A 23879-nucleotide genomic window follows, 5' to 3' on the forward strand; every position below is an offset into this window, starting at 1 on the left:
TCAGGGCGGGCCCCGGAGGGAGCCGCGGGGTCCCGAGGGGCCGCGGGCCCGCGAGGGGGGCTCCGCCGGTGGCCCCGAGGGGCTCAGCGGGTGGCCCCCAAGGGCTCAGCCGCGGTTCAGCAGGTTCGGCAGCTCTCCCGTTCTGTCGTTGTCCGCTGGGCGCAGGCCCGATCGCGGCTGGTTGCGCCAGGCCATGGTGACCATGCCGTCCTCGGTCACCCGTACCTTCGACGACGCGTAACGGGCGCCCGGCCCCGTCTTCGTCCGCAACGTCTCGGCGACCCTGTCCGCCGCCTCCGGGGAAGCGGCCCGTACGCACAGCTTCTCCGTCGATGTCCCGCCCTTCTTCCTCCCGCCGTCCTTCGCGAGCCGGCCGCCGATCGCGAACAGTTCCGCGTCCGCGTCGTCCCGCTTCGCGTAGTACGTCGCCTCGTACACATCGCCCAGGCAGTCGGCCACCGCCGCGTACGCCGCGTCGTCCCGCAGGGACTTCGCCGGGGCGGACACCCCGAGCCCGCTCTGCGAACGGTCGGCCACGCGGACGGAGCCGGAGACCTCGTACGCGACGTCCTCGCCGCGCTTCTCGAAGCGGGTGCCCCCGTCGATCCCGGTCGCCCCGAAGCCCTGCCTCTTCATCGCGCGCCCCACCGCGGACGTGTCGAAGTCGCCGGTCAGCAACGAGTCCTCGCCGACCTGGACCGACGCCGTCACGTCCTTCTCGTCGAAGCCCCAGTCCGCGCCGACGTCCTTGCCCGTGTAGCCGCTCTGGGCGACCTCGAGGATGCCGAAGCCGTCCAGGCCGCGGTAGAGCGAGGGGTCCTCGGCGACGAGCCGCCGGACCTTGCGCACGTCCCGGTACGTCACCGCCTGGTCGGCCGCCGAGGCGGGCACCGCGTCGAGGGCGCGCTCAAGACCCGTACCGTCCGCGCCACCGTCGCCCCCGGGCAGCGAGCACCCGGCGGCGCCCGCGCCGAGCGTCCCCGTGAGCAGGACGGCCAGCAGGGGCCGGGACAGCCGGGATATCAGCATGCGCGGCAGTGTGGCACAGCGCCCCTCGCCGAGAGGCCCCGACCGGCGATGTCACCCCGCGAAATCGACCTCCGGATAACGCTGCGAGGGCGCGTCGAGGAGGCCGTCGTCCGTGCCCTTCAGCCAGCGGTCGAAGAAGGAGCCGACATGGGCCCGCTGGGCGGCGACCGCCCGCGCCGGGTCGACCTTGCCGAGGTGCTTCTCCAGCGTCGCCCCGTCCACCCCGGCCTGCGGCAGCAGCGCGGCCAGGTCGGTGTACGTCTGGTGCAGCGAGCCCCGCAACGTGAGGTTCCGCTTCCAGCCGGTGCTGTGCGACCAGAACGACCGCCAGGACGGCTCCGTCCCGCGGTCGCTGCCGTCCCTGCCCATCAGGAGGAACGGGCGGTCGAGGCCATGCCGCGCGACCGGCGACAGATGCGTGCCGTTCGGCTCGGGGTTGTACTCCAGGGTGCCGTCCAGGTCGACGCCCGCCCGCACCCTGCGGTCCTCGAACATCGTCTGCGCGGCGGCCATCCCGCCCGCCGACTGGCCGAACATGCCCACGCGCCGCCGGTCCACCAGCCTGGACAGGCCGTGCGGCAGCGAGCCGAGGCTGTCGAGGACGAACCGGGAGTCGGCCACCCGGACGCCGAGGGTCTTCCTGAGCAGGTCGGGCATCGTGCCGTTCCTCGCGGCCTCGGCCACCGCCGCCAGCAGCGGTTCGTTCCCCCTGACCGTGCCGTCGGGGAACTCGACCCCCGGGCTCTCATAGGTGTGGTCCACCGTCACCACGACATAACCGCGGCTCGCCATCTCCTCGACCAGCGCCGTGCCCCACGTACGCGGATCGCCGGCCCCCGCGGCGTACACGAGCACGGGCAGGGGGCCGCCCCGGCGGTCGGCGGGGGCGCCCCGCACGGCATGCGTCTCCAGCCCGCCGAAGTCGATCGCGCCCCGCGGGATGCCGTGCGGCGCGGTGGCGTCCCAGAGCGCGGCGGCGCCCGGAGCCATGTACCGCGCCCGGCGGCCGCCGCTGGGCGCGGCCGGGTACCAGACGCTGATCATCAGCTCCCGGCACCGCCGCGCGGGCACCCAGGGATCGTGCCGTGACCGGTCGACGAGCCGTGCGGTCACGGTGCCGATCGCGTGCGGGCCCGTGGGTCTCGGCAACCGGACGCGCGCCGCCTCGGCGGCCGGCCCGCCGTCACCTCGGCGCCGCACCGCCGCGTGGGCGGCCCCGGGCAGCATCCCCGCGGCCATCCCTGCCGCGGCGATCCCCATCACCGCGCGCCGCGTCACCACGCCGCGCCCGCCTTCCGAGCGCCCCGCCGAACCCACCGAGTCCGTCGCCCCCGCCAAGCCCGCCGAACCCACCGAGCCCGCCAAGCCCGCCGCCCCCACCGAACCCACCGGAACCGAAGAACCCGCCGCCCCCGCCGAAGCCACCGAACCCGCCGCCCCCGCCGGGCCCGAAGAACCCGCCGGAGCCACCACACCCACCGAACCCGCACATCCCGGAGAAGAAGTCATGACCCCATGGTGATCGCGGCACCCGCCCCGCGACCATGGGGGAAAGCACGGATTCGCCGCCTGGGGGAGTCCCCCAGAGCCTCTCAGGGGCGCGAAGGCGGCAGCCCGCGCCCGCGTTCGTCCCCACGGGCAACCACAAGCCCCACCCGGTAGCCGCCCCGCGGACGCCCCCGGCGGGCCGGCCTACTTGCCCCGCCGCCGAATCCGACTCCCCAGCCAGACCAGCGGGTCGTACTTCCGGTCGACCGCCCGCTCCTTCAGCGGGATCAGCGCGTTGTCCGTGATCTTGATGCCCTCGGGGCAGACCTCCGTACAGCACTTGGTGATGTTGCAGTAGCCGAGCCCGTGTTCGTCCTGTGCCGCCCGCTTGCGGTCGATCCCGGAGTCGGCGGCCGCGTCCAGCGGGTGCATGTCCAGCTCCGCGACCCGCATCAGGAACCGCGGCCCCGCGAACGCGCCCTTGTTCTCCTCGTGGTCGCGCACCACATGACACGTGTCCTGGCACAGGAAGCACTCGATGCACTTGCGGAACTCCTGTGAACGGTCCACGTCCACCTGCTGCATGCGGTACTCGCCCGCCCCCAGGCCCTCGGGCGGCACGAACGCGGGGACCTCCCGCGCCTTGGCGTAGTTGAAGCCGACGTCCGTCACCAGGTCACGCACCACGGGGAAGGCCCGCAGCGGCGTGACCGTGACGACCTCCTCGGGGCCGAAGACCGACATGCGCGTCATGCACATCAGCCGGGGCCGCCCGTTGATCTCCGCGGAGCACGAACCGCACTTGCCCGCCTTGCAGTTCCAGCGGACCGCCAGGTCGGGCGCCTGGGTGGCCTGGAGGCGGTGGATGATGTCGAGGACGACCTCGCCCTCGTTGACCTCGATCGCGAAGTCCTCCAGGCCGCCGCCCGCGCTGTCCCCGCGCCAGACCTTGAATCGCGCTTCGTACGAACTCACTCGTACAGCTCCTCTTCAGCCAGGTACTTGACCAGCTCCTCCTTCTCGAAGAGGGCGAGCAGGTCCGGGCGGATGGGCTCGGTCGTCACACGGACGAGGTCGATCTGGCCGCGCACCGCGTCGGTGGCCGCGAGGCCGCCGGTGGGGTCGGCGAGGCGGCAGAGCAGATTGGCGCGCCGCCACTCGCGGTCCATCGCCGGGTGGTCCTCCCGGGTGTGGCCGCCGCGGCTCTCCGTGCGCTCCAGGGCGGCGCGCGCCACGCACTCGCTGACCAGGAGCATGTTGCGCAGGTCGAGTGCGAGGTGCCAGCCCGGGTTGAACTGGCGGTGCCCCTCGACGCCGGCCCGCCGCGCCCGTACCCGCAGTTCGGCGAGTTTCTCCAGGGCCTGCGCCATCTCCGCCTCCCGGCGGATGATGCCGACCAGGTCGTTCATGGTCTGCTGGAGCTCCTGGTGCAGCGTGTACGGATTCTCCGGCGTGGAACCGTCCTCCGGCCCCTCGGCGCTGAACGGCCGCAGCGCCTCGGCCGCCGCGGTGTCCACCTGCACCTCGTCGACCCGCGGGCGGTCGTCGGCGCCGGGCCCCGCCGCGTACCTGGCCGCGTGCAGGCCCGCGCGCCGCCCGAAGACCAGCAGGTCGGAGAGGGAGTTGCCGCCGAGCCGGTTGGAGCCGTGCATGCCGCCCGCGACCTCGCCCGCGGCGTAGAGGCCGGTCACCTCGCGCGCGGCGGCGGTGTCGGAGTCCACCGCGATGCCGCCCATCACGTAGTGGCAGGTGGGCCCGACCTCCATCGCCTCCGCGGTGATGTCGACGTCCGCCAGCTCCTTGAACTGGTGGTACATCGACGGCAGCCGCCGTTTGATGACCTCGGCGGGCATCCGAGTCGACACGTCGAGGAAGACGCCGCCGTGCGGTGAGCCGCGACCGGCCTTGACCTCGGCGTTGATGGCGCGCGCGACCTCGTCGCGGGGGAGCAGTTCGGGGGGCCTGCGGTTGTGGTCGGGGTCGTCGTACCAGCGGTCGCCCTCCTCCTCCGACTGCGCGTACTTCGCCTTGAAGACGTCGGGGACGTAGTCGAACATGAACCGCTTGCCCTCGGAGTTGCGCAGGACCCCGCCGTCGCCGCGCACGGACTCCGTGACGAGGATGCCCTTGACCGACGGCGGCCAGACCATGCCCGTCGGATGGAACTGCACGAACTCCATGTTCAGCAGGGGCGCTCCGGCGAGCAGCGCGAGCGCGTGGCCGTCTCCGGTGTACTCCCAGGAGTTCGACGTGACCTTGAAGGATTTGCCGATGCCGCCGGTCGCGAGGACCACGGCGGGCGCTTCGAGGACGAAGAAGCGGCCCGACTCGCGGTCGTAGCAGAAGGTCCCGCTCACCCGGTCACCGTCCTTCAGGACGCGCGTGACCGTGCACTCCTGGAAGACCTTCAGGCGCGCCTCGTAGTCGCCGTGCTCGCGGAAGTCCTCCTGCTGGAGGGAGACGATCTTCTGCTGGAGCGTGCGGATCAGCTCAAGTCCCGTGCGGTCGCCGACGTGCGCGAGGCGCGGGTACTCGTGCCCGCCGAAGTTGCGCTGGGAGATCCGTCCGTCCGGCGTACGGTCGAACAGGGCGCCCCAGGTCTCCAGCTCCCAGACCCGGTCGGGCGCCTCGCGCGCGTGCAGCTCGGCCATCCGCCACTGATTGAGGAACTTGCCGCCGCGCAGGGTGTCGCGGAAGTGCACCTGCCAGTTGTCGCCGGAGTTCACATTGCCCATGGAGGCCGCGATGCCGCCCTCGGCCATCACGGTGTGGGCCTTGCCGAACAGCGACTTGCAGATCACGGCGGTACGGGCGCCCTGCTCACGCGCCTCGATCGCGGCCCGCAGACCCGCGCCCCCGGCGCCCACCACGACGACGTCCCACTGCTGTCGCTCCACCTCTGCCATCAGAACAACCTCGGATCGTCGAAGGCGCCGGACGCGAGCAGGTACACGTAGAAGTCGGCGAGCGCGACGCTCACCAGCGACGCCCAGGCCAGTTGCATGTGACGGGCGTTCAGTCGCCCGACCCACTGCCACACGCGGTACCGCACCGGATGCTTGGAGAAGTGCTTCAGCTTGCCGCCGACGATGTGCCGACAGGAGTGGCAGGAGAGGGTGTACGCCCAGATCAACGCGATGTTGACGAGGAAGACGAGGGTGCCGAGGCCCATGTGGCCCCACGCGTGGTGCTCGTCGCGGAAGGCCAGCACGGTGTCATACGTGAGGATGACGGCGACCGGCACCGCCGCGTAGAAGAAGTACCGGTGGATGTTCTGCAGGATCAGCGGGAAGCGCGTCTCACCGGAGTACTTCTTGTGCGGCTCGGCGACCGCGCAGGCCGGCGGCGAGGCCCAGAAGCCGCGGTAGTAGGCCTTGCGGTAGTAGTAGCAGGTCAGCCGGAAGCCGAGGGGGAAGATCAGGATCAGCAGGGCGGGGGAGAGGCCCCACCAGTTGCCGAAGATCTCCCAGTTGGGGCCCGACCGCATGGGTGCGCAGTTGTCGGCCAGGCACGGCGAGTAGAACGGCGACACATAGGGCGCCTGGTAGTAGTCCGCGTTCGCGAACGCCCGCCAGGTCGAGTAGACGACGAAGGCGAGCAGTCCGGCGGCGGTCGCCGCGGGCGCCAGCCACCATCGGTCGGTCCGCAGATGGGCGGCGGCGATCGCGGCGCGTGTGCCGTCGCGCACTCCGCCGCCGGGGGCCGTTCCGCTCTTCGGTCGGGGGTCGGTGCCGGTGGCCAACGAGGCTCCTTCGTCCTGGCGTACCTCGGGTTGCGGGAGAGAGGCTCTGAACGGGGCGGTGGGACGGCGGCTCAGGGAGCGTGCCGGTCGCGCGCGCCGAGGCCCTCGTCGTCGAGGTCCCCGGCGTTCGCCCACAGCGCGGTGTCGTACGGCGTGTCGGAGATGGTCACGAGGTCGGGCCCGCGCGGCGGCACGGGAGGCGTCGCCGAGCAGCGCAGCAGGTCGACGCTCTCGCGCAGCCGGTCGGTGTCGGTGCGTACGCGGCGTACGTCGACGGCGGTCAGCCGGTCGCCGGACTGCTGCTCCAGCCTGGCGACGGTGCGGACCAAGTCGTCGACGCAGCGCTGAACGGCCGTCAGTTCTTCGTGCAGAGCCATGACTTGCCCTCACTTCAGGTGTGCGGTGGCAACGCTCATGCGGCTGCGAGTGTCGCGCGTCACATCCCGGCTTGTGAAGAGATCTGCACCGATTGCCGGATCGAGGACGGTGAATGCGCCGGATCACGCTCCGATCGCGTCGAAGACGCCCGTTCGGGACCGCCGGCGATCCCCTGGCGCCCGTTGGGCCACATGGGTGGCATCCGCGCCCCCGCACGCCGCGCCTCCGGCGCACGGCCGCTCCGGTCCCCTTCAGTGTGGCGATAGATGTGATCAGCTCCATATACCGCCAAACGTGATCAAACCCGGCCCGGTCCCGGTAGTGGCCGGACGAGCCTGGACCCCGGAGGTACCAGCCATGTCCCACGACCGCGTCAGAGTCGGATCTGTCGTGTTCCTCGCGACGGGGGTGCTGGCCCTGCCCGCCCTCGCCGGATGCACCTCGGGCGACCACGGGAGCCGGCCGGTCGCGCGCCAGGACATCGCGCCCGCGGCCCGGGACAGCGTCGCCGACGGCGGCACCATGAACTGGGCGGTGGAGGACCTGCCCGAGACGCTCAACAGCTTCCAGTCCGACGCCGACGCGGGCACCTCGCGCGTCACGGGAGCCGTCCTGCCGTCCCTGTTCCGCCTCGACGCGCGCGGCAGGGCGCAGCGCAACGCCGACTTCCTGGAGTCCGCGAAGGTCATCGAGCGCGAGCCCAAGCAGGTCGTCCTGTACCGGCTGAACCAGCAGGCGGTCTGGAGCGACGGCCGGGAGATCGGCGCCGACGACTTCGCCGCGCAGTGGCGGGCCCTGTCCGGCAAGGACCCCGCGTACTGGACGGCGCGGAACGCCGGCTACGACCGCATCGAGAAGATCGAGCGCGGCGCGAACAACCTGGAGGTGCGCGTCACCTTCGCCAAGCCGTACGCGGACTGGCGGTCCCTGTTCTCCCCGCTGTACCCGAAGCAGGTCATGGGCAGCCCCGACTCCTTCAACGACGGGGCCCGCCGCAAGCTGAAGGCCACCGCGGGCCCCTTCGCCCTCACGCGGATCGACAGCAAGGCGGGCACGGTGACCCTGGAGCGCAATCCGCGCTGGTGGGGACGGCCGGCCAAGCTCAGCAAGCTGGTGCTGCGCGAGGTGCCGCGCGACGAGCGGGCCGAGGCACTGGTCAAGGGCACCGTCGACCTGGCCGAGGTCGACGCGCCCGAGGCCGAGCGGATCGCCCTCGCCGCCCGCGACAAGGGCGCCCAGGGCCCGCCCGCCCACGGCCCCGGCTCCGACCTCACCCCGGCCAAGGCGCTGCGCTCCTGGGCGATCGCCCACGGCTCCGACGAGGAGGCCGCGGAGGCGGAGGCGCAGGCGCGCGAGAAGACCGGCAAGGCGGTCAAGAAGTACGCGGACGAACAGGCGGGCCTGCGCGGCTACGAGGTCCGCAAGTCCCTCGAACCCGCCTACACCCAGCTCGCCCTCAACGGCTCCGAGGGCCCGCTCGCCGACGACAGGGTGCGCCGCGCGGTGGCCCGTGCCCTGGACCGCGAGGAGATCGCCAAGGCCGTCCTGAAGCCGCTCGGCCTGCCCGCCGAGCCGGTCGGCAGCCACCTGGCACTCGCCGGGCAGGAGGCGTACGCGGACAACAGCGGGGCCCTCGGCAAGCAGGACACCGCGGAGGCGCGGGCGCTGCTCGCCGACGCGGGCTGGACGCCGGGCGGCGCCCTGAAGGACAAGCTCAAGGACACGGACAAGGACCCCGGCGCGGACAAGGAGAAGGCCGAGGAGAAGGAGAAGAAGAAGGGCGAGGCCGGCGCGGAGAAGGGGGAGTCGGGCTCGGGGTCCGGCTCCGAGGCGGACGACGGCACGTACATCGTCGGCGAGGACGACGGGAAGCCGGGCGAGAGCCACGTCTCCGTCCTCGCCCCGGCGCCCGCCGCGGCCTACCAGAAGGCCGCGCTGACCCGCCAGGCCGACGTCCTGGCGATGCCGGACGAGACCGACAAGGAGAAGAAGAAGGAGCCGGGCGAGCACCGGACCCAGGCCGAGGCCAGGGCCGAGAAGGAGGCCGGCGCCCCGGCACGCGACCAGGCCAAGGGCGGTGTCCCCGGCGCGTACGCCCCCAAGGGCACCGCCGCGCCCGCCGCGGGCGGTCCGCTCGCCAAGGACGGCAAGCCCCTGACCCTGCGCTTCGTCCTGCCCTCCGGCCACGGCTCGGAGCAGCTGCGCGCGGTGGCCGACCGGATCTCGCGGATGCTGGAGAAGATCGGCGTGCGCACCGAGACCTCGAAGGTCTCCGACGACAGCTACTTCAAGGACCACGTCGCGTCCGGCCAGTACGACCTCGCCCTCTACTCCTGGCCCGCCTCCGCCTTCCCCGCCACCGACGCCCGCCCGATCTTCGCCAAGCCGGTGCCCGCCGCGGACGGCTCCCTGAACGTCGAGCAGAACTACACGCGCGTGGGCACCGACCACATCGACCAGCTCTTCGACCAGGCGATGGGCGAGCTCGACGAGGACGTGTCCCGCTCGCTGGTCAGGAAGGCGGACGCCCGCATCTGGGCGGAGGCGGGCTCCATCCCCCTCTACCAGCGCCCCCAGCTCATGGCGGCCCGGCCGAACCTGGTCAACGCCGGGGCCTTCGGCTTCCAGGCGCCGCACTACGAGGACATCGGCTTCCTGAAGCCGGGGGCGCGGCGGGCGGCCGTCCCGGCGCCGCAGCCGTGACCAGGTGACGAGCGCGGCGGCCCACGCCCCGTCCAGGTGACGTACACCATCTCTTCACCGAACTGGTGCTCAGATTCAGCTCAACTCCCTTGCCCGTCGGCCACCCCGGCGGGCAAGGTCGTAACCACCCATTGACCTGGTATTTCACCCCTGAGAGCCGCGTGCCGGGCGTCCGTACGGAGCTGCCCGGAACCCCCCCGCGGAGGCTGCCTCCGTCCGGGCCCCGTAGAATGGGGTGAGGCCGTGGCGTGTTGTCTGCCCGGCAGGGCACGCGTACCGGACCGTACGCGCCGCCGTCCACTACCCGGGAGAAGCGCAGCTCGTATGCCCACGCGCCATGACATTCGTAACGTCGCCATCGTCGCCCACGTCGACCACGGCAAGACGACCATCGTCGATGCCATGCTCAAGCAGGCCGGCGCCTTCGCCGCCCACGCCGCGGAGTCGCTCGACGACCGCATGATGGACTCGAACGACCTGGAGCGTGAGAAGGGCATCACGATCCTGGCCAAGAACACGGCCGTCAAGTACCACCCCAAGGATGGTGGCGAGCCGATCACCATCAACATCATCGACACCCCCGGCCACGCCGACTTCGGTGGCGAGGTCGAGCGCGGTCTGTCGATGGTGGACGCGGTCGTCCTCCTCGTCGACGCCTCCGAGGGTCCGCTTCCGCAGACCCGCTTCGTGCTCCGCAAGGCCCTCCAGGCCCGGATGCCGGTCATCCTGTGCATCAACAAGACCGACCGTCCGGACTCCCGGATCGACGAGGTCGTCAACGAGACGTACGACCTCTTCCTCGACCTGGACGCCGACGAGGACCAGATCGAGTTCCCGATCGTCTACGCCTGCGGCCGTGACGGCATCGCCTCGCTGACCAAGCCGGAGGACGGCACCGTCCCGGCCGACAGCGACAGCCTGGAGCCGTTCTTCACCGCGATCCTGGAGCACGTCCCCGCTCCGGAGTACGACGAGGAGGCCCCCCTCCAGGCCCACGTCACCAACCTGGACGCCGACAACTTCCTCGGCCGTATCGCGCTCTGCCGCGTCGAGCAGGGCGAGCTGCGCAAGGGCCAGACGGTCACGTGGATCAAGCGTGACGGCACCCAGCAGAACGTCCGCATCACCGAGCTGATGATGACCGAGGCGCTCACCCGCAAGCCGGCCGAGAAGGCGGGCCCCGGTGACATCTGCGCCATCGCCGGCATCGCGGACATCATGATCGGCGAGACCCTGGCCGACCCCGAGAACCCGATCGCGCTGCCGCTGATCACGGTCGACGAGCCGGCGATCTCCATGACCATCGGCACGAACACCTCGCCGCTGGTCGGCAAGGGCGGCAAGGGCCACAAGGTCACCGCCCGCCAGGTGAAGGACCGCCTGGACAAGGAGCTGATCGGCAACGTCTCGCTCCGCGTCCTCGACACCGAGCGCCCCGACGCCTGGGAGGTGCAGGGCCGCGGTGAGCTGGCGCTCGCCATCCTCGTCGAGACCATGCGCCGGGAAGGCTTCGAGCTGACCGTCGGCAAGCCCGAGGTGGTCACCAAGGACGTCGACGGCAAGGTCCACGAGCCGATCGAGCGCATGACGATCGACTCGCCCGAGGAGCACCTCGGCGCCATCACGCAGCTCATGGCGGCCCGCAAGGGCCGCATGGAGACCATGACGAACCACGGTTCGGGCTGGATCCGCATGGAGTGGATCGTGCCGTCCCGCGGCCTCATCGGCTTCCGCACGGAGTTCCTGACCCAGACCCGCGGCACCGGCATCGCGCACTCCATCTTCGAGGGCCACGAGCCGTGGTTCGGCGAGCTGAAGACGCGCAACAACGGCTCCCTGGTCGCCGACCGCGCGGGCAAGGTCACGCCGTTCGCGATGATCAACCTCCAGGAGCGCGGTGTCATCTTCACCGAGCCCGGCACCGAGGTGTACGAGGGCATGATCATCGGTGAGAACTCGCGCGCCGACGACATGGACGTGAACATCACCAAGGAGAAGAAGCTCACCAACATGCGCGCCGCCTCCGCGGACTCCACGGAGAACGTCGTGCCGCCGCGCAAGCTCTCCCTGGAGCAGTCCCTGGAGTTCTGCCGCGACGACGAGTGCATCGAGGTGACCCCGGAGACCGTGCGCATCCGCAAGGTCGTCCTGGACCAGAAGGAGCGCGGCCGCACCGCCTCGCGCGCCAAGCACAACTGACGTCCGCGCCCCCGGCCCGGGGGCGCTCCAGGGCCCCGCTAAACCTCCCGGGGCGCCTGTGAGGCGTATGAGGCCGGTTTCCGCCGCTCCTGCCAGGAGCTCGGCGGAAGCCGGCCTTTCGCGTTTGCGCTGGCGGTACGGTGTGGCCACTGTCGCGTGCAGACGCCCGCGGCAACTCCTTTTCGACGGGGAAACGTCCGGTATCCGGACGTCACTGACCGTTAGATGTGTAACACGTCCGTTTCGCAACCATCTATATCGGATCGGTTTGTCCGGATTTTGGAAGTTGTACGTGCCAGGTGTGATTGAACCGAGACCAAAAGGGTGTGGTCGACCGGTACCTCATGGCTAATAGTTGACCGCGTATAGCTCGGGTCAATGGGTCACGCGCTGTGGGGAGCGCCGACTCACGAGCACACTGGGGTACTCGATCTTCGCCGTCAGGGGTGTCGGCGCGATCACTCGTACCCCCTCTTGTAGTGAACAAGTGGACTCATGAGGAGGAACCCCATGCGTGGTGCCAAGAGCGCCAAGTGGGTCGCGATAGCCGGTGTTGTGGCCCTGGGTGCCACCGCCTGTGGTGGCGGCGGCAGCGACAACGGCAACAGCGGGAAGGTCGACCCCAAGGGGATCGTCAGCTACGCCAACGGTGAGCCGCAGAACGCCCTGCAGCCGTCCAACACCATGGAGGCGTACGGCAGCGTCGTCATCGACGCTCTCTTCACCGGGCTTGTCCACTACGACAAGCAGGGCAACATCACCTACGAGAACGCCGAGTCGGTCACTCCCGACAAGGACTCGAAGGTGTGGACGGTCAAGCTGAAGCAGGGCTGGAAGTTCCACAACGGCGAGGCCGTCACCGCCAAGTCGTACGTCGACGCCTGGAACTGGGCGGCCGACCCGGCCAACGGTCAGCAGAACAGCTCCTGGTACCGCGACATCGTCGGCTACGACGACGTGCACCCGGCCAAGGGCAAGGCCAAGAAGAAGGCCATGTCGGGCCTGAAGGTCGTCGACGAGAACACCTTCACCATCACGCTGAAGAACGGCATCCCGTACTACGCGTACAAGCTGGTCTACAAGCCCTTCTTCCCGCTGCCCTCGGCCGCGCTGAAGGACCCGAAGAAGTACGGCGAGTCGCCGGTCGGCAACGGTCCCTACAAGTTCAAGAGCTGGGACCACAAGAAGTCGATCCAGGTCACCGCCTGGTCCGACTACAAGGGCGAGGACAAGCCCAAGAACGGCGGCATCAACTTCAAGGCCTACTCCAAGGACACGGCCGCCTACGCCGACCTGAAGTCGGACAACGTCGACACCATGCCGCTGGTGCCGAACAGCGAGATCGCCAACTTCAAGCAGGACTTCGGCGACCGCGCCATCGAGCAGGACTTCTCGGCGATCAACACGATCAACCCCGCCTTCTACACCAAGCAGTGGAAGGACATCGACGTCAAGGTCCTCCAGGGCCTGTCGATGGCGATCGACCGCGACACCATCGCCAAGACCGTCTTCCACGGCACGCGTGAGTCCGCCACCGGCTGGGTCGCCAAGGGCGTCAAGGGCTGGACGAAGGACGCCTGCGGCGAGTACTGCAAGTTCGACCCGAAGAAGGCCAAGGCCGCCATCAAGGCCGGCGGCGGCGTTCCCGGGAACAAGATCTCCATCCAGTACAACGCCGACCAGCCGCACAAGGACTGGGTCGTCGCGGTCTGCAACAGCATCACCAAGTCGACCGGCGTCCAGTGCGTCGGCGACCCGGTGACCGACTTCGCGGCCGACACGGAGATCCGTGACCAGAAGAAGGTCAAGTCGATCTACCGCTCCGGCTGGGTGCTCGACTACCCGTTCAACGGCAACTTCCTGGCCGACCTCTACGGCACGGGCGTCGACGGCAACAAGGGCGGCTTCTCGGACAAGAAGTTCGACGCCCTGACCGCGAAGGCCGACAAGGCGAAGACGATCGAGGAGTCCGCGAAGCTGTACCAGGAGGCCGAGAAGGAGCTGCAGAACAGCTTCCCCGGCATCCCGCTCTGGTACAACAAGACGCTCTCCGCGCACTCGAACAACGTCAAGAACGTCGAGTTCGACCAGGCCGGTGACCCGATCCTCTCCGAGGTCCAGGTCTTCGAGAAGTAGTAGTCGTCGGAGTTCCGTCCGAAGTGAAGCGACGCCCGGCGACCCCGGGCGTCGCTTCACGGACGGCTCCGCAATGGACGGAGGCACCACATGGGGCGCTACGTCGCGAGGCGACTGCTCCAGATGATCCCGGTGTTCATCGGGACCACCCTGTTGATCTTCTTGATGGTCAACGTGCTCCCCGGCGACCCCGTAAGGGCGCTGTGGGGCGACAAGCCGCCGGACCCGGCGCAGGTCGCGCAGATCAGGCACGACCGAGGTCTCGACCTGCCGCTCTGGCAGCAGTATCTGCACTACATGGGCGGGCTGCTGCAGGGTGACTTCGGCAAGACCATCGCGGGCAACAGGCCCATCCTCGACGAGATCAAGCAGGCCTTCCCTGTCTCGATGCGCCTCGCCGTCATGGCGTGGACGTTCGAGCTCGTGATCGGCATCGCGCTCGGCGTCCTCGCCGGCGTGAAGCGCAGCCGGCTCGTCGACAACACCGTGACGCTCTTCACGCTCCTCGTGATCTCCGTCCCGATCTTCGTGTTCGGCCTGTTCCTCCAGCTGATCTTCGGCAACGAACTCGGCTGGGTGACACCGACGGTGCAGGACTCGGAGAACTTCCAGCAGCTCCTGCTGCCGGCGCTCGTCCTCGGCCTCGTCGGCCTCGCGTACGTGGCGCGCCTGAGCCGGACCTCCATCGCGGAGAACCGGCAGGCCGACTACATGCGCACCGCCGTCGCCAAGGGGCTCCCGCGGCACCGGATCATCACCCGGCACCTGCTGCGCAACTCCCTGATCCCCGTGGTCACGTACCTGGGCACCGACATCGGCACCCTCATGGGCGGCGCGGTGATCACCGAGGGCATCTTCAACGTGACCGGTGTCGGCAACCTGCTGTTCGACGCGCTGGGCAACCGTGAGGGCGCCGTCATCGTCGGCATCGTGACGGTCCTGGTGCTCGTGTACCTCCTCGCGAGCCTCGTCGTCGACCTGCTCTACGCCGTTCTTGACCCGAGGATCCGTTATGCCTGACCTCACCAAGACCCCGGCCACGGACGAGGCACACGCCGTGGCGATCGCCGACGCCGACGCCAAGGCCGTGGACACCGTGGAGGCGGCGGGCAAGCCGCGCAGCCTGTGGGGCGACGCCTGGCGCGACCTGCGCCGCCGGCCGCTCTTCATCGTCTCCGCGCTGCTGATCTTCGTCGTCCTGCTGGTCGCGGCCTTCCCCGGCATGTTCACCAGCGCCGACCCGCGGTCCGGCGACCTGACGAACCACTTCCTGCAGAAGCCGAACTTCGGTCACGTCTTCCAGCCGGACTGGTTCGGCTACGACCGCCAGGGCCGCAGCATCTACGCCCGCGTGGTCTACGGCGCCCGCAACTCGATCGTGGTCGGCTTCGGCGTGACCATCCTGGTCACCGTCTTCGGCGGCCTGGTCGGCATGCTGGCCGGATACTTCGGCGGCTTCATCGACAGCCTGCTCTCGCGCCTCACGGACGTCTTCTTCGGCATCCCGTTCCTGCTCGGCGCGATGGTCGTCCTGAACGCCTTCACCGAGCGGAACGTCTGGGTCATCACCGGCGCCCTCGCCTTCCTGGGCTGGACGCAGATCGCCCGCGTGATGCGCGGCGCGGTGATCACCACCCGGCACGCGGACTACGTCATGGCGGCGAAGGCGCTCGGCGCGGGCACCAAGCGCATCCTGTTCCGGCACATCCTGCCGAACGCGATCGCTCCGGTCATCGTCATCGCCACCATCGCCCTGGGCACGTACATCGTCGCGGAGTCGACGCTGTCCTTCCTGGGTCTCGGCTTCGGCGGCGACGCGCTCTCATGGGGCGGGGACATCTCCGACGCCCTGGCCGACATCCGCAACAACCCGCACACGCTGTTCTTCCCGGCAGGAATGCTGAGCATCACGGTGTTGGCGTTCATCATGATGGGTGACGCCGTACGCGAAGCCCTCGACCCGAAGCTGCGCTGAGGGAGGCGTAAACGTGACCAGCATCGACATCAAGGAAGACTCGATCCCCGCCCCCCGCTCGGGCGAGGAGAAGAGTGGCCGCCTCCTGGACGTGAAGGACCTGCACGTCGAGTTCCACACCCGCGACGGTGTGGTCAAGGCCGTCAACGGCGTCAACTACAGCGTGGACGCGGGCGAGACGCTCGCCGTCCTCGGCGAGTCGGGCTCCGGCAAGTCCGTGACCGCCCAGGCCATCATGGGCATCCTCGACATGCCGCCCGGAAAGATCCCGCAGGGCGAGATCCTCTTCCGCGGCCAGGACATGCTGAAGATGTCCGGCGAGGAGCGCAGGAAGATCCGCGGCCGCAAGATCGCCATGATCTTCCAGGACGCGCTCTCCTCGCTGAACCCCGTCCTCTCGGTGGGCTACCAGCTCGGCGAGATGTTCCGGGTGCACGAGGGCCTGAGCCGCAAGGAAGCCAAGGCCAAGGCCGTCGAGCTGATGGACAAGGTCAAGATCCCGGCCGCCAAGGAGCGGGTGAACGACTACCCCCACCAGTTCTCCGGCGGCATGCGCCAGCGCATCATGATCGCGATGGCGCTCGCCCTGGAGCCCGACCTGATCATCGCGGACGAGCCCACCACGGCGCTCGACGTGACGGTCCAGGCCCAGGTCATGGACCTGCTCGCGGAGCTGCAGCGTGAGTACAACATGGGCCTGATCCTCATCACCCACGACCTCGGCGTCGTCGCCGACGTCGCGGACAAGATCGCGGTCATGTACGCGGGCCGCATCGTCGAGACGGCACCCGTCCACGAGCTGTACAAGCGCCCCGCGCACCCGTACACCCGTGGCCTCCTCGACTCGATCCCGCGCCTGGACCAGAAGGGCCAGGAGCTCTACGCGATCAAGGGCCTGCCGCCCAACCTGCTCAAGATCCCCAGCGGTTGTGCGTTCAACCCGCGCTGCCCCAAGGCGCAGGACGTCTGCCGCACGGAGATCCCGGCCCTGGTGTCGGTCACCGAGCAGGACGGCACGGAGCTGCCGGGCCGCGGCAGCGCGTGCCACTTCTGGAAGGAGACGATCCATGGCTGAGCCGACGAAGGCTTCGAAGACTTCGAAGACGGACGGGCCCGCCGACGCCACCCCGAACGTCTCCGACGTGGAGAAGGCCGAGGCCTCCACCGAGACCGAGGCCGTCGCGGCCATCGAGGCCCCGGTGGAGCGCGGCGAGCCCATCCTCCAGGTCCGCAACCTGGTCAAGCACTTCCCTCTCACCCAGGGAATCCTGATCAAGAAGCAGATCGGCGCCGTCAAGGCGGTCGACGGCATCTCGTTCGACCTGTACCAGGGCGAGACGCTGGGCATCGTGGGCGAGTCCGGCTGTGGCAAGTCCACGGTCGCCAAGCTCCTGATGACCCTGGAGCGGGCCACGGCCGGCGAGGTCTTCTACAAGGGCCAGGACATCACCAAGCTGACGGGCCGCGCCCTGAAGGCGGTCCGCCGCAACATCCAGATGGTGTTCCAGGACCCGTACACCTCGCTCAACCCCCGTATGACGGTGGGCGACATCATCGGGGAGCCCTTCGAGATCCACCCCGAGGTGGCCCCGAAGGGGTCGCGCCGGCAGAAGGTCCAGGAGCTCCTGGACGTCGTCGGCCTGAACCCGGAGTACATCAACCGCTACCCGCACCAGTTCTCGGGCGGCCAGCGCCAGCGCATCGGCATCGCGCGCGGTCTGGCCCTCAACCCCGAGATCATCATCTGCGACGAGCCGGTCTCGGCCCTGGACGTCTCCGTCCAGGCCCAGGTCATCAACCTGATGGAGAAGCTCCAGGACGAGTTCAACCTGTCCTACCTCTTCATCGCGCACGACCTGTCGATCGTCCGGCACATCTCGGACCGCGTGGGCGTGATGTACCTCGGCAAGATGGCGGAGATCGGCTCGGACGAGCAGATCTACGACCACCCGACGCACCCGTACACGCAGGCGCTGCTCTCCGCGGTCCCCGTCCCGGACCCGGAGGCCCGCGAGGGCCGCGAGCGGATCATCCTCACCGGCGACGTCCCGTCCCCGGCCAACCCGCCGTCGGGCTGCCGCTTCCGCACCCGCTGCTGGAAGGCGGAGGACAAGTGCGCCGAGGAGGTCCCGCTCCTCGCGGTCCCCGAGCGCTTCAAGGGCCAGGACACGCCCGCGGCGCACGAGTCCGCGTGCCACTTCGCGGAGGAGAAGAACGTGGTGACGGCGGCGTAATCCGCTTGCCACGGTCCTTCGGCCGTACGTGAATGAGGGCGCCCCCGGCTGTTTTTCGGCCGGGGGCGCCCTCACGTATCGCGTATTCACTCCCACCAGGAGGCACGCCGTGCTCACCCAGCCGACCCTGCGGGCCTGGCGGCCGGGGGACGCCGCCACGGTCCTGGCGGCCTTCTCGGCCCCGGAGATGGACCGCCAGGCGGACCGCCCCGTCGACTCCCTCGCGGCGGCGTCCCGCTGGATCGAACGCCGGGCGGCGGACCGGGAGGCGGGGACCGCGTACGCCTTCGCGGTAGTGGACGAGGCGGACGTGCCGCTGGGCAACGTGGCGGTGAGCGCGGTGAACCGCGTGCACGGCACGGCCTGGGTCTCGTACTGGACGTCCCTCGCGGCCCGAGGCCGGGGAACCGCCACGGCGGGCCTGCGGGCCCTCACGGACTGGGCCTTCACCGACCTCCGCCTCCACCGCCTGGAACTGGGCCACCGCACGAACAACCCGGCCTCGTGCGCGGTGGCGCGGGCGGCGGGCTTCACGGTGGAGGGCCTGCAGCGGGAGAAGCTGGTGTACGGGGGCGTGCGGTACGACGTGGAACTGCACGCGAGGCTTCGGGGGGCCGGGGGCGCTGCTCGGTGACCGGGGCCGCCCGGTTCTGCGGGAGTGTGGCGGTTCCGCCCCGCCAGTGAAGGGCGCTCCGCTTCGCTACGCGTCGGCTGCGCCGATGTCCCTTCGGGCCACCCTTGACTGCCGGCGCTCCACCGCGAGCTGCAAGTGTCCGGGCGGCCGGGGTGGGGCGTCGGGGTCTGGTGGGTTGGGGGTGCGGTTTCCCTGCCGGGTGCGGACTGGTTCTTCTGGCGTGGGCGTCACGGGGTGGCGGGTTGCCGCCGGTCCGGGGGCCTGGCCGGGTGGGTCATCGGCTTTCGCTGCCGGGTGCGGACTGGTTCGTCGCAGCCTCGGCGAGGTGTGGGGCGGCTCGGCCGGGTGGACCGGCTCGGCTCCGGCGGCAGTGTCGGGTGTCGCTGCCGGGTGCGGTCCGGGCCATACGGTGCGCGGGACAGGGGCAGCGCTCAGCCCGGCAGGCGGCTCCGCTCCGATGGCAGTGCCGGGCCTCACGGCCGACTGCCGACCGGCCCATACGGTGCGCGGGACAGGGGCAGCGCTCAGCCCGGCAGGCGGCTCCGCTTCGGTGGCGGTGGCGGGTGTCGTGGCCGGGTGCGGTCCGGTTCATACGGTGCGCGGGTGAGGGGTAAGGGGCGGCGTGGGGCGGTGGTCGTGTTAGGGGCGCGGCCGGGTGGGGTCCGGTCCATACGGTGCGCGGGTGAGGGGCAGCGCTCGTTCGGCGGGCGACGCCTGGCGGTGTGCCGGGAAGGGGACGCCCACTCCCGCTCGGCGGGCGGGGCACCAACTTCGCGCAAGTTGCGTTTCACCCTACGAGGGGCGCGCGCGGCACCGAATACGCCCTCAGCAAAGTAGGTCCCGCCCACGCCACCCCCCCGACACGGACGGCCCATCACCGGCACCGGGCCATCCCAGGAGCCTCGCGGCCGGGGTGCGGGAGCGGGGAGGCGGGGCGTGATGGCCTGGGGACGTGCGGTGGCTGCCCAGCCGAGGCCTTGGCTGAGGACGTCCAGGCCCCCGGCGGCCCTGACGGGCAATCCACCCCGCGACCCGACCCGACCCGACTCGCAAGGATCGGGGGGACGGCACAAAGGTCACCCCCCTGCTGCCAGAGAAACAGCAGGTCAGAAGCAGGTAGCCGGTTTCGGCAGTGAGCCCTCCCTGCACTGCCATGCGGTGTGATGCGGTGCAACGCACTGGCGGGTACCGTCCGCCGCACCGCCGCGACGGCTTGCACCCGGAAGCCCCGCGCGGCGTGGCCCCGCGCACGGGCGAAGCCGAGGGACCGGCGAACCGGTCTGCGCCCGGCGGTGAAAGCCGACACCCACTCAGGGCAGGCCGCCGACGGTGACCAGCCTCCGTCACGCCCGCATTGGAAGAACCAATCCGCAGTCGGCGGTGATGGTCGATGACCGCCAAAGCTGAGCCGCTCGCCCGGCGGCAACCGGCACCCTGTGTCGCCCACACCAGAAGGACTAGTCCGCACCCGGCGGGGACAGCCGATGGCCCACCCAGGCCGGGCCGCCGGACGGGCGGCAACCGGTCACCCCGTGACGTCCGCACCAGAAGAACCAGTCCGCACCCGGCAGCGAAAGCCGGCGGCCCACCCAGGCCAGGCCGCCGGACGGGCGACGACCACCGGCCACCCCGTGACGTCCGCACCAGAAGAACTAGTCCGCACTCGGCAGCGAAAGCCGATGACCCACTCCGCCAGGCCCCCGGACCGGCAGCAACCCGCCACCCCGTGACGCCCACGCCAGAAGAACCAGTCCGCACCCGGCAGGGAAACCGCACCCCCAACCCACCAGACCCCGACGCCCCACCCCGGCCGCCCGGACACTTGCAGCTCGCGGTGGAGCGCCGGCAGTCAAGGGTGGCCCGAAGGGACATCGGCGCAGCCGACGCGTAGCGAAGCGGAGCGCCCTTCACTGGCGGGGCGGAACCGCCACACTCCCGCAGAACCGGGCGGCCCCGGCAAGCAACCAACGCCCCCGCCCGGCCAAAGCCCCCGGGGGCCGCACCAGCGCCCCGGCGGAATGAACCCACCCACCCCCCAGAACCGACCGCCCCCAGAACCGGCCCCGCCCCGCTCGGGTCAAGGGGGAGGGCGGGCCGGTTCCAGGCGGCGGGGCCCGGAGTGGTCAGGGCCGGGCCCGGACCGGGAGTCAGAGGGACTTGCGGGCCGCCGGGACCGCCAGGCCGGCCGTGTCCTCGGGATAGTGGCACGCCGTCAGGTGGCCCTCCCGGTTGCCGTCCACCCGGACCAGCGGCGGGTCCTCCGACGCGCACTTCTCCGTGGCCTTCCAGCACCGCGTACGGAAGCGGCACCCGGAGGGCGGGTTGACGGGGGACGGGACGTCGCCCGTCAGGAGGATGCGCTCGCGGCGCGGGGTGTCGTCCGCCGTGGCCTCGGGGACAGCGGACAGGAGCGCCCTGGTGTACGGGTGGCGCGGATTGCCGTACAGGTCCTCGCGGTCCGCGATTTCCACGATCCGGCCCAGGTACATGACGGCGACGCGCTGCGAGAAGTGCCGCACCACCGCCAGGTCGTGGGCGATGAAGAGGAAGGCGATGCCCAGGTCCTTCTGGAGCTTCTGCAGCAGGTTCACCACCTGCGCCTGGATCGAGACGTCGAGGGCCGACACCGGCTCGTCCGCGACGATCAGCTTCGGTTCGAGGGCCAGCGCACGCGCGACCCCGATGCGCTGGCGCTGACCGCCCGAGAACTCGTGCGGGAAGCGGTTGTAGTGCTCCGGGTTGAGACCGACCGTCTCCAGGAGCTCGCGGACCCGCGCCTCGCGGCCACCCGCGGGGTTGATGTCGTTGACCTCCATCGGACCCGAGATGATCTTGCCGACCGTCTGCCGCGGGTTCAGCGACGCGTACGGGTCCTGGAAGATCATCTGGATCTCCGAGCGGACCGGCGCGAGCTGCTTGCGGGAGGCGTGCGTGATGTCCTGGCCGCGGTAGGAGATCTTTCCGCCGGTCGGCTCCAAAAGGCGCGTGATCAGACGGCCCGTCGTCGACTTGCCGCAGCCAGACTCGCCGACCAGGCCCAGGCTCTCGCCCTCGCCCACGGTGAAGTCCAGGCCGTCGACGGCCTGCACGGCACCGATCCTCCGCTTGAACGGGAAACCGCCCATGACGGGAAAGTGCTTGGTCAGCCCGCTGACGTCCAGGAGAGGAGGGGGTGTGGTGCTGCTCATCGTGGTGGATCCCGTCTCGATTACGTCGGTCGTCAGTCGGTTCTTGTACGGCGTCGGCGTCAGCGGCAGTCGGCCCTTGCGCGGCGGCGACGGCGACGGCGGCGTCAGCGTCAGTCGGTCCGCGAGCCCGCGAAGTCCGCGAAGAACTCCGTCCGCTGCGCATCGGTGAGGTGGCAGGCGGAGCCCCGCCCCCCGTTGATCTCCAGGAGCGGCAGCTCCCGAGAGCAGCGCTCGCCCCCGACCTGCTCGGTGAACGCGCACCGCGGGTGGAAGCGGCACCCGGTGGGCGGGTTCAGGAGGCTCGGCGGGGTGCCGGGGATGGGGGAGAGGGGGACGTCCACCGGGCCTTCGAGGGTCGGCATCGAGCCCAGCAGACCCCAGGTGTACGGATGCCGCGGCGCCCGCAGCACCTCCTTCTTGCTGCCGCGCTCCACGCACCGGCCGCCGTACATCACCAGGACGTCGTCCGCGATGTCGGCGATGACGCCGAGGTCGTGGGTGATGAAGATGATCGCCGTGCCGAACTCCTGCTGGAGGTCCTTGAGCAGGTCCATGATCTGGGCCTGGACCGTCACGTCGAGGGCCGTGGTCGGCTCGTCGGCGATCAGCAGCGCAGGGTTGCAGACCAGCGACATGGCGATCATCGCCCGCTGGCGCATACCGCCGGAGAACTGGTGCGGGTAGTCGTCCACGCGCAGATCGGGCTGCGGGATGCCGACCTTCGTCAGCATCTCGATCGACCGCGCCCGCGCCTCCTTCTTGGAGGCTCCGGTGTGCTTGCGGTACGTCTCGCCGATCTGCCGGCCGATGGTGTGGTACGGCGACAGCGAGGCGAGGGCGTCCTGGAAGATCATCGCCATCTTGTTGCCGCGCAGCCGCTCCAGCTCCCGCTCGGTGGCGGTGAGGAGCTCCTGCCCGTCGAGCAGGATCTCGCCGTCGATCGCGGTGCTGTCCTTGTGGTGCAGGCCCAGGATGGCGAGGTTGGTCACCGACTTGCCGGAACCGGACTCGCCCACGATGCCGAGGGTCTTGCCCTTCTCCAGCTCGAAGTCGAGGCCGTCCACGGCCTTGACCATGCCGTCCTCGGTGGAGAAGTGGACGCGCAGATCGCGTACGGAGAGGAAGGGGGTGCTCATGGGTCCGGCTCCTAGGCGAGGCGCACGCGCGGGTCGATGAGGGCGTACACCGCGTCGACGATGATGTTGAAGATGAGGATCGCCGCCGCGGCCACCAGGACGACGCCGAGCAGCATGGGCAGGTCGCTGGTGCTCACGGCCTTGACCGAGAGTTCGCCGATGCCGTGCAGGTTGAACGTCTTCTCGGTGATGATCGCGCCGCCGAAGAGCACACCCAGGTCGAGGCCGAAGATGGTCACGATCGGGCCCATGGCGCCGCGCCAGGCGAAGCGGAAGAAGACCGTGCGGGACGAGAGCCCCTTGGCCCTCGCGGTGCGGACGTAGTCCTCGCTGAGCGTCTCGACCAACTGGGAGCGGGTCATGCGGGTGTAGTTCGCGGTGAAGATGACCGAGAGGACGATCCACGGCAGCAGGAGCCCGGCGAACCAGGCCCCGGGGTCGTCGGTGAACGGTGTGTACGAGGGCCGCTCCAGCCAGCCGAGCTGATTGGTGAAGAGGTAGATGGCGAAGACGCCGACGATGTAGATCTGCAGCGAGGAGCCGATCAGGGACGCGGACGACGCGATCTTGTCGAGCGCCTTGCCCTGCTTGACCGCGGCGAGCATGCCGGTGCCGACGCCGAAGACGACGAAGACGGCGGCGCTGCCGAGCGAGAGCGAGATGGTGGTCGGGAAGCGGTCCAGGATGGTGCCGAGGACGGGCTCGCTGTTGCGGAACGAGTAGCCGAGGCAGGGGGCGGGGCAGTTTCCGAACGTCGCGTAGTCGCGGCCCACGAAGAGGCCCTCGAACCAGTGCCAGTACTGCACCGGGAGCGGGTCGGCGATCCCCAGGTTCTTCTGCACCAGCGCCAGGGTCTCGGGGGTACAGACCTTGCCGCAGGCCAGACGCGCGGGGTCACGCGGGGCGGCATAGAAGAGGAGGAAGACGATGGCGCTGATGATCAGCAGAATCACCGCGCCGCCGACGATGCGGCGGAGGAGGAAGCGGAACATGGCGGAGGTTTCCTGACGGATGCCGACGGGGGAGCGGGGGCGGGG

Annotated in this window: 17 protein-coding genes; 8 read left to right on the forward strand and 9 right to left on the reverse strand. The window is 70.2% G+C overall.

The window, feature by feature from the left end; genetic code table 11:
• Positions 1–105: 105 nt before the first annotated feature.
• From DCW30_RS18320 to DCW30_RS18350, 6 genes are all read right to left on the reverse strand, one after another.
• Positions 106–1029: a hypothetical protein gene (locus tag DCW30_RS18320; RefSeq protein WP_076684738.1), complete on the reverse strand. Its 924-nt coding sequence runs from the start codon at positions 1027–1029 to the stop codon at positions 106–108.
• A gap of 51 nt (positions 1030–1080) precedes the next feature.
• A complete protein-coding gene (locus DCW30_RS18325) occupies positions 1081–2310 on the reverse strand; it encodes an alpha/beta hydrolase (protein ID WP_240437943.1) in 1230 nt (409 codons plus the stop codon).
• A gap of 411 nt (positions 2311–2721) precedes the next feature.
• A complete protein-coding gene (locus DCW30_RS18335) occupies positions 2722–3492 on the reverse strand; it encodes a succinate dehydrogenase/fumarate reductase iron-sulfur subunit (protein ID WP_062780890.1) in 771 nt (256 codons plus the stop codon).
• Entirely contained in the window at positions 3489–5423 is a 1935-nt protein-coding gene (locus DCW30_RS18340) for a fumarate reductase/succinate dehydrogenase flavoprotein subunit (protein WP_076684735.1), read from the reverse strand. Before DCW30_RS18340 ends, DCW30_RS18335 begins: the two co-directional genes overlap by 4 nt.
• The gene (locus DCW30_RS18345; RefSeq protein ID WP_076684734.1) at positions 5423–6259 is read right to left on the reverse strand and encodes a hypothetical protein; all 837 of its coding nucleotides are present in this window, start codon (positions 6257–6259) and stop codon (positions 5423–5425) included. The genes DCW30_RS18340 and DCW30_RS18345 overlap by 1 nt, the downstream gene beginning before the upstream one ends.
• A 71-nt stretch (positions 6260–6330) precedes the next feature.
• Positions 6331–6636: a hypothetical protein gene (locus tag DCW30_RS18350; RefSeq protein ID WP_076684733.1), complete on the reverse strand. Its 306-nt coding sequence runs from the start codon at positions 6634–6636 to the stop codon at positions 6331–6333.
• Between the two features lie 358 nt (positions 6637–6994).
• Here DCW30_RS18350 and DCW30_RS18355 point away from each other — a divergent pair, with 358 nt between their 5' ends.
• From DCW30_RS18355 to DCW30_RS18390, 8 genes are all read left to right on the forward strand, one after another.
• On the forward strand, positions 6995–9340 hold the full coding sequence (locus DCW30_RS18355) for an ABC transporter family substrate-binding protein (protein WP_076684732.1): 2346 nt from the start codon (positions 6995–6997) through the stop codon (positions 9338–9340).
• Between the two features lie 324 nt (positions 9341–9664).
• Positions 9665–11539 (forward strand): translational GTPase TypA, encoded by a 1875-nt coding sequence (gene typA, locus DCW30_RS18360; RefSeq protein ID WP_062780895.1) that lies wholly within the window; start codon positions 9665–9667, stop codon positions 11537–11539.
• Between the two features lie 510 nt (positions 11540–12049).
• Positions 12050–13675 carry a peptide ABC transporter substrate-binding protein gene (locus DCW30_RS18365; protein WP_062780896.1) on the forward strand — a complete coding sequence of 542 codons (1626 nt, stop codon included), beginning with the start codon at positions 12050–12052 and terminating at the stop codon, positions 13673–13675.
• 90 nt (positions 13676–13765) lie between these two features.
• A complete protein-coding gene (locus DCW30_RS18370; RefSeq protein ID WP_062780897.1) occupies positions 13766–14695 on the forward strand; it encodes an ABC transporter permease in 930 nt (309 codons plus the stop codon).
• Complete coding sequence (locus tag DCW30_RS18375) at positions 14688–15650, forward strand: ABC transporter permease (protein ID WP_062780898.1); 963 nt, start codon at positions 14688–14690, stop codon at positions 15648–15650. The genes DCW30_RS18370 and DCW30_RS18375 overlap by 8 nt, the downstream gene beginning before the upstream one ends.
• 13 nt (positions 15651–15663) lie before the next feature.
• On the forward strand, positions 15664–16725 hold the full coding sequence (locus tag DCW30_RS18380; protein ID WP_062780899.1) for an ABC transporter ATP-binding protein: 1062 nt from the start codon (positions 15664–15666) through the stop codon (positions 16723–16725).
• A complete protein-coding gene (locus DCW30_RS18385) occupies positions 16718–17884 on the forward strand; it encodes an ABC transporter ATP-binding protein (protein ID WP_062780900.1) in 1167 nt (388 codons plus the stop codon). Before DCW30_RS18380 ends, DCW30_RS18385 begins: the two co-directional genes overlap by 8 nt.
• 109 nt (positions 17885–17993) lie before the next feature.
• Positions 17994–18518, forward strand: coding sequence for a GNAT family N-acetyltransferase (locus DCW30_RS18390; RefSeq protein WP_076684731.1), 525 nt, complete (start codon positions 17994–17996; stop codon positions 18516–18518).
• Between the two features lie 2147 nt (positions 18519–20665).
• Here DCW30_RS18390 and DCW30_RS18395 read toward each other — a convergent pair.
• The 3 genes from DCW30_RS18395 to DCW30_RS18405 form a co-directional block, all read right to left on the reverse strand.
• Positions 20666–21706, reverse strand: a complete 1041-nt coding sequence (locus DCW30_RS18395) for an ABC transporter ATP-binding protein (RefSeq protein ID WP_076684730.1) — start codon at positions 21704–21706, stop codon at positions 20666–20668.
• Between the two features lie 110 nt (positions 21707–21816).
• Positions 21817–22842, reverse strand: a complete 1026-nt coding sequence (locus tag DCW30_RS18400; RefSeq protein WP_076684729.1) for an ABC transporter ATP-binding protein — start codon at positions 22840–22842, stop codon at positions 21817–21819.
• Between the two features lie 11 nt (positions 22843–22853).
• Positions 22854–23834, reverse strand: coding sequence for an ABC transporter permease (locus tag DCW30_RS18405; protein ID WP_076684728.1), 981 nt, complete (start codon positions 23832–23834; stop codon positions 22854–22856).
• Between the last annotated feature and the right edge of the window lie 45 nt (positions 23835–23879).

This window comes from Streptomyces alfalfae (assembly GCF_004127445.1).
In the GTDB taxonomy this organism is placed as follows: Bacteria; Actinomycetota; Actinomycetes; order Streptomycetales; family Streptomycetaceae; genus Streptomyces; species Streptomyces alfalfae.

What these genes read in the sequence shown, in the direction of transcription:
- DCW30_RS18400 (WP_076684729.1), bottom strand. Translation starts at nt 22,842, where the DNA reads ATGAGCACCCCCTTCCTCTCCGTACGCGATCTGCGCGTCCACTTCTCC.
- DCW30_RS18405 (WP_076684728.1), bottom strand. Translation starts at nt 23,834, where the DNA reads ATGTTCCGCTTCCTCCTCCGCCGCATCGTCGGCGGCGCGGTGATTCTG.
- DCW30_RS18385 (WP_062780900.1), top strand. Translation starts at nt 16,718, where the DNA reads ATGGCTGAGCCGACGAAGGCTTCGAAGACTTCGAAGACGGACGGGCCC.
- DCW30_RS18395 (WP_076684730.1), bottom strand. Translation starts at nt 21,706, where the DNA reads ATGAGCAGCACCACACCCCCTCCTCTCCTGGACGTCAGCGGGCTGACC.
- DCW30_RS18365 (WP_062780896.1), top strand. Translation starts at nt 12,050, where the DNA reads ATGCGTGGTGCCAAGAGCGCCAAGTGGGTCGCGATAGCCGGTGTTGTG.
- DCW30_RS18340 (WP_076684735.1), bottom strand. Translation starts at nt 5,423, where the DNA reads ATGGCAGAGGTGGAGCGACAGCAGTGGGACGTCGTCGTGGTGGGCGCC.
- typA (WP_062780895.1), top strand. Translation starts at nt 9,665, where the DNA reads ATGCCCACGCGCCATGACATTCGTAACGTCGCCATCGTCGCCCACGTC.
- DCW30_RS18370 (WP_062780897.1), top strand. Translation starts at nt 13,766, where the DNA reads ATGGGGCGCTACGTCGCGAGGCGACTGCTCCAGATGATCCCGGTGTTC.
- DCW30_RS18350 (WP_076684733.1), bottom strand. Translation starts at nt 6,636, where the DNA reads ATGGCTCTGCACGAAGAACTGACGGCCGTTCAGCGCTGCGTCGACGAC.
- DCW30_RS18375 (WP_062780898.1), top strand. Translation starts at nt 14,688, where the DNA reads ATGCCTGACCTCACCAAGACCCCGGCCACGGACGAGGCACACGCCGTG.
- DCW30_RS18355 (WP_076684732.1), top strand. Translation starts at nt 6,995, where the DNA reads ATGTCCCACGACCGCGTCAGAGTCGGATCTGTCGTGTTCCTCGCGACG.
- DCW30_RS18320 (WP_076684738.1), bottom strand. Translation starts at nt 1,029, where the DNA reads ATGCTGATATCCCGGCTGTCCCGGCCCCTGCTGGCCGTCCTGCTCACG.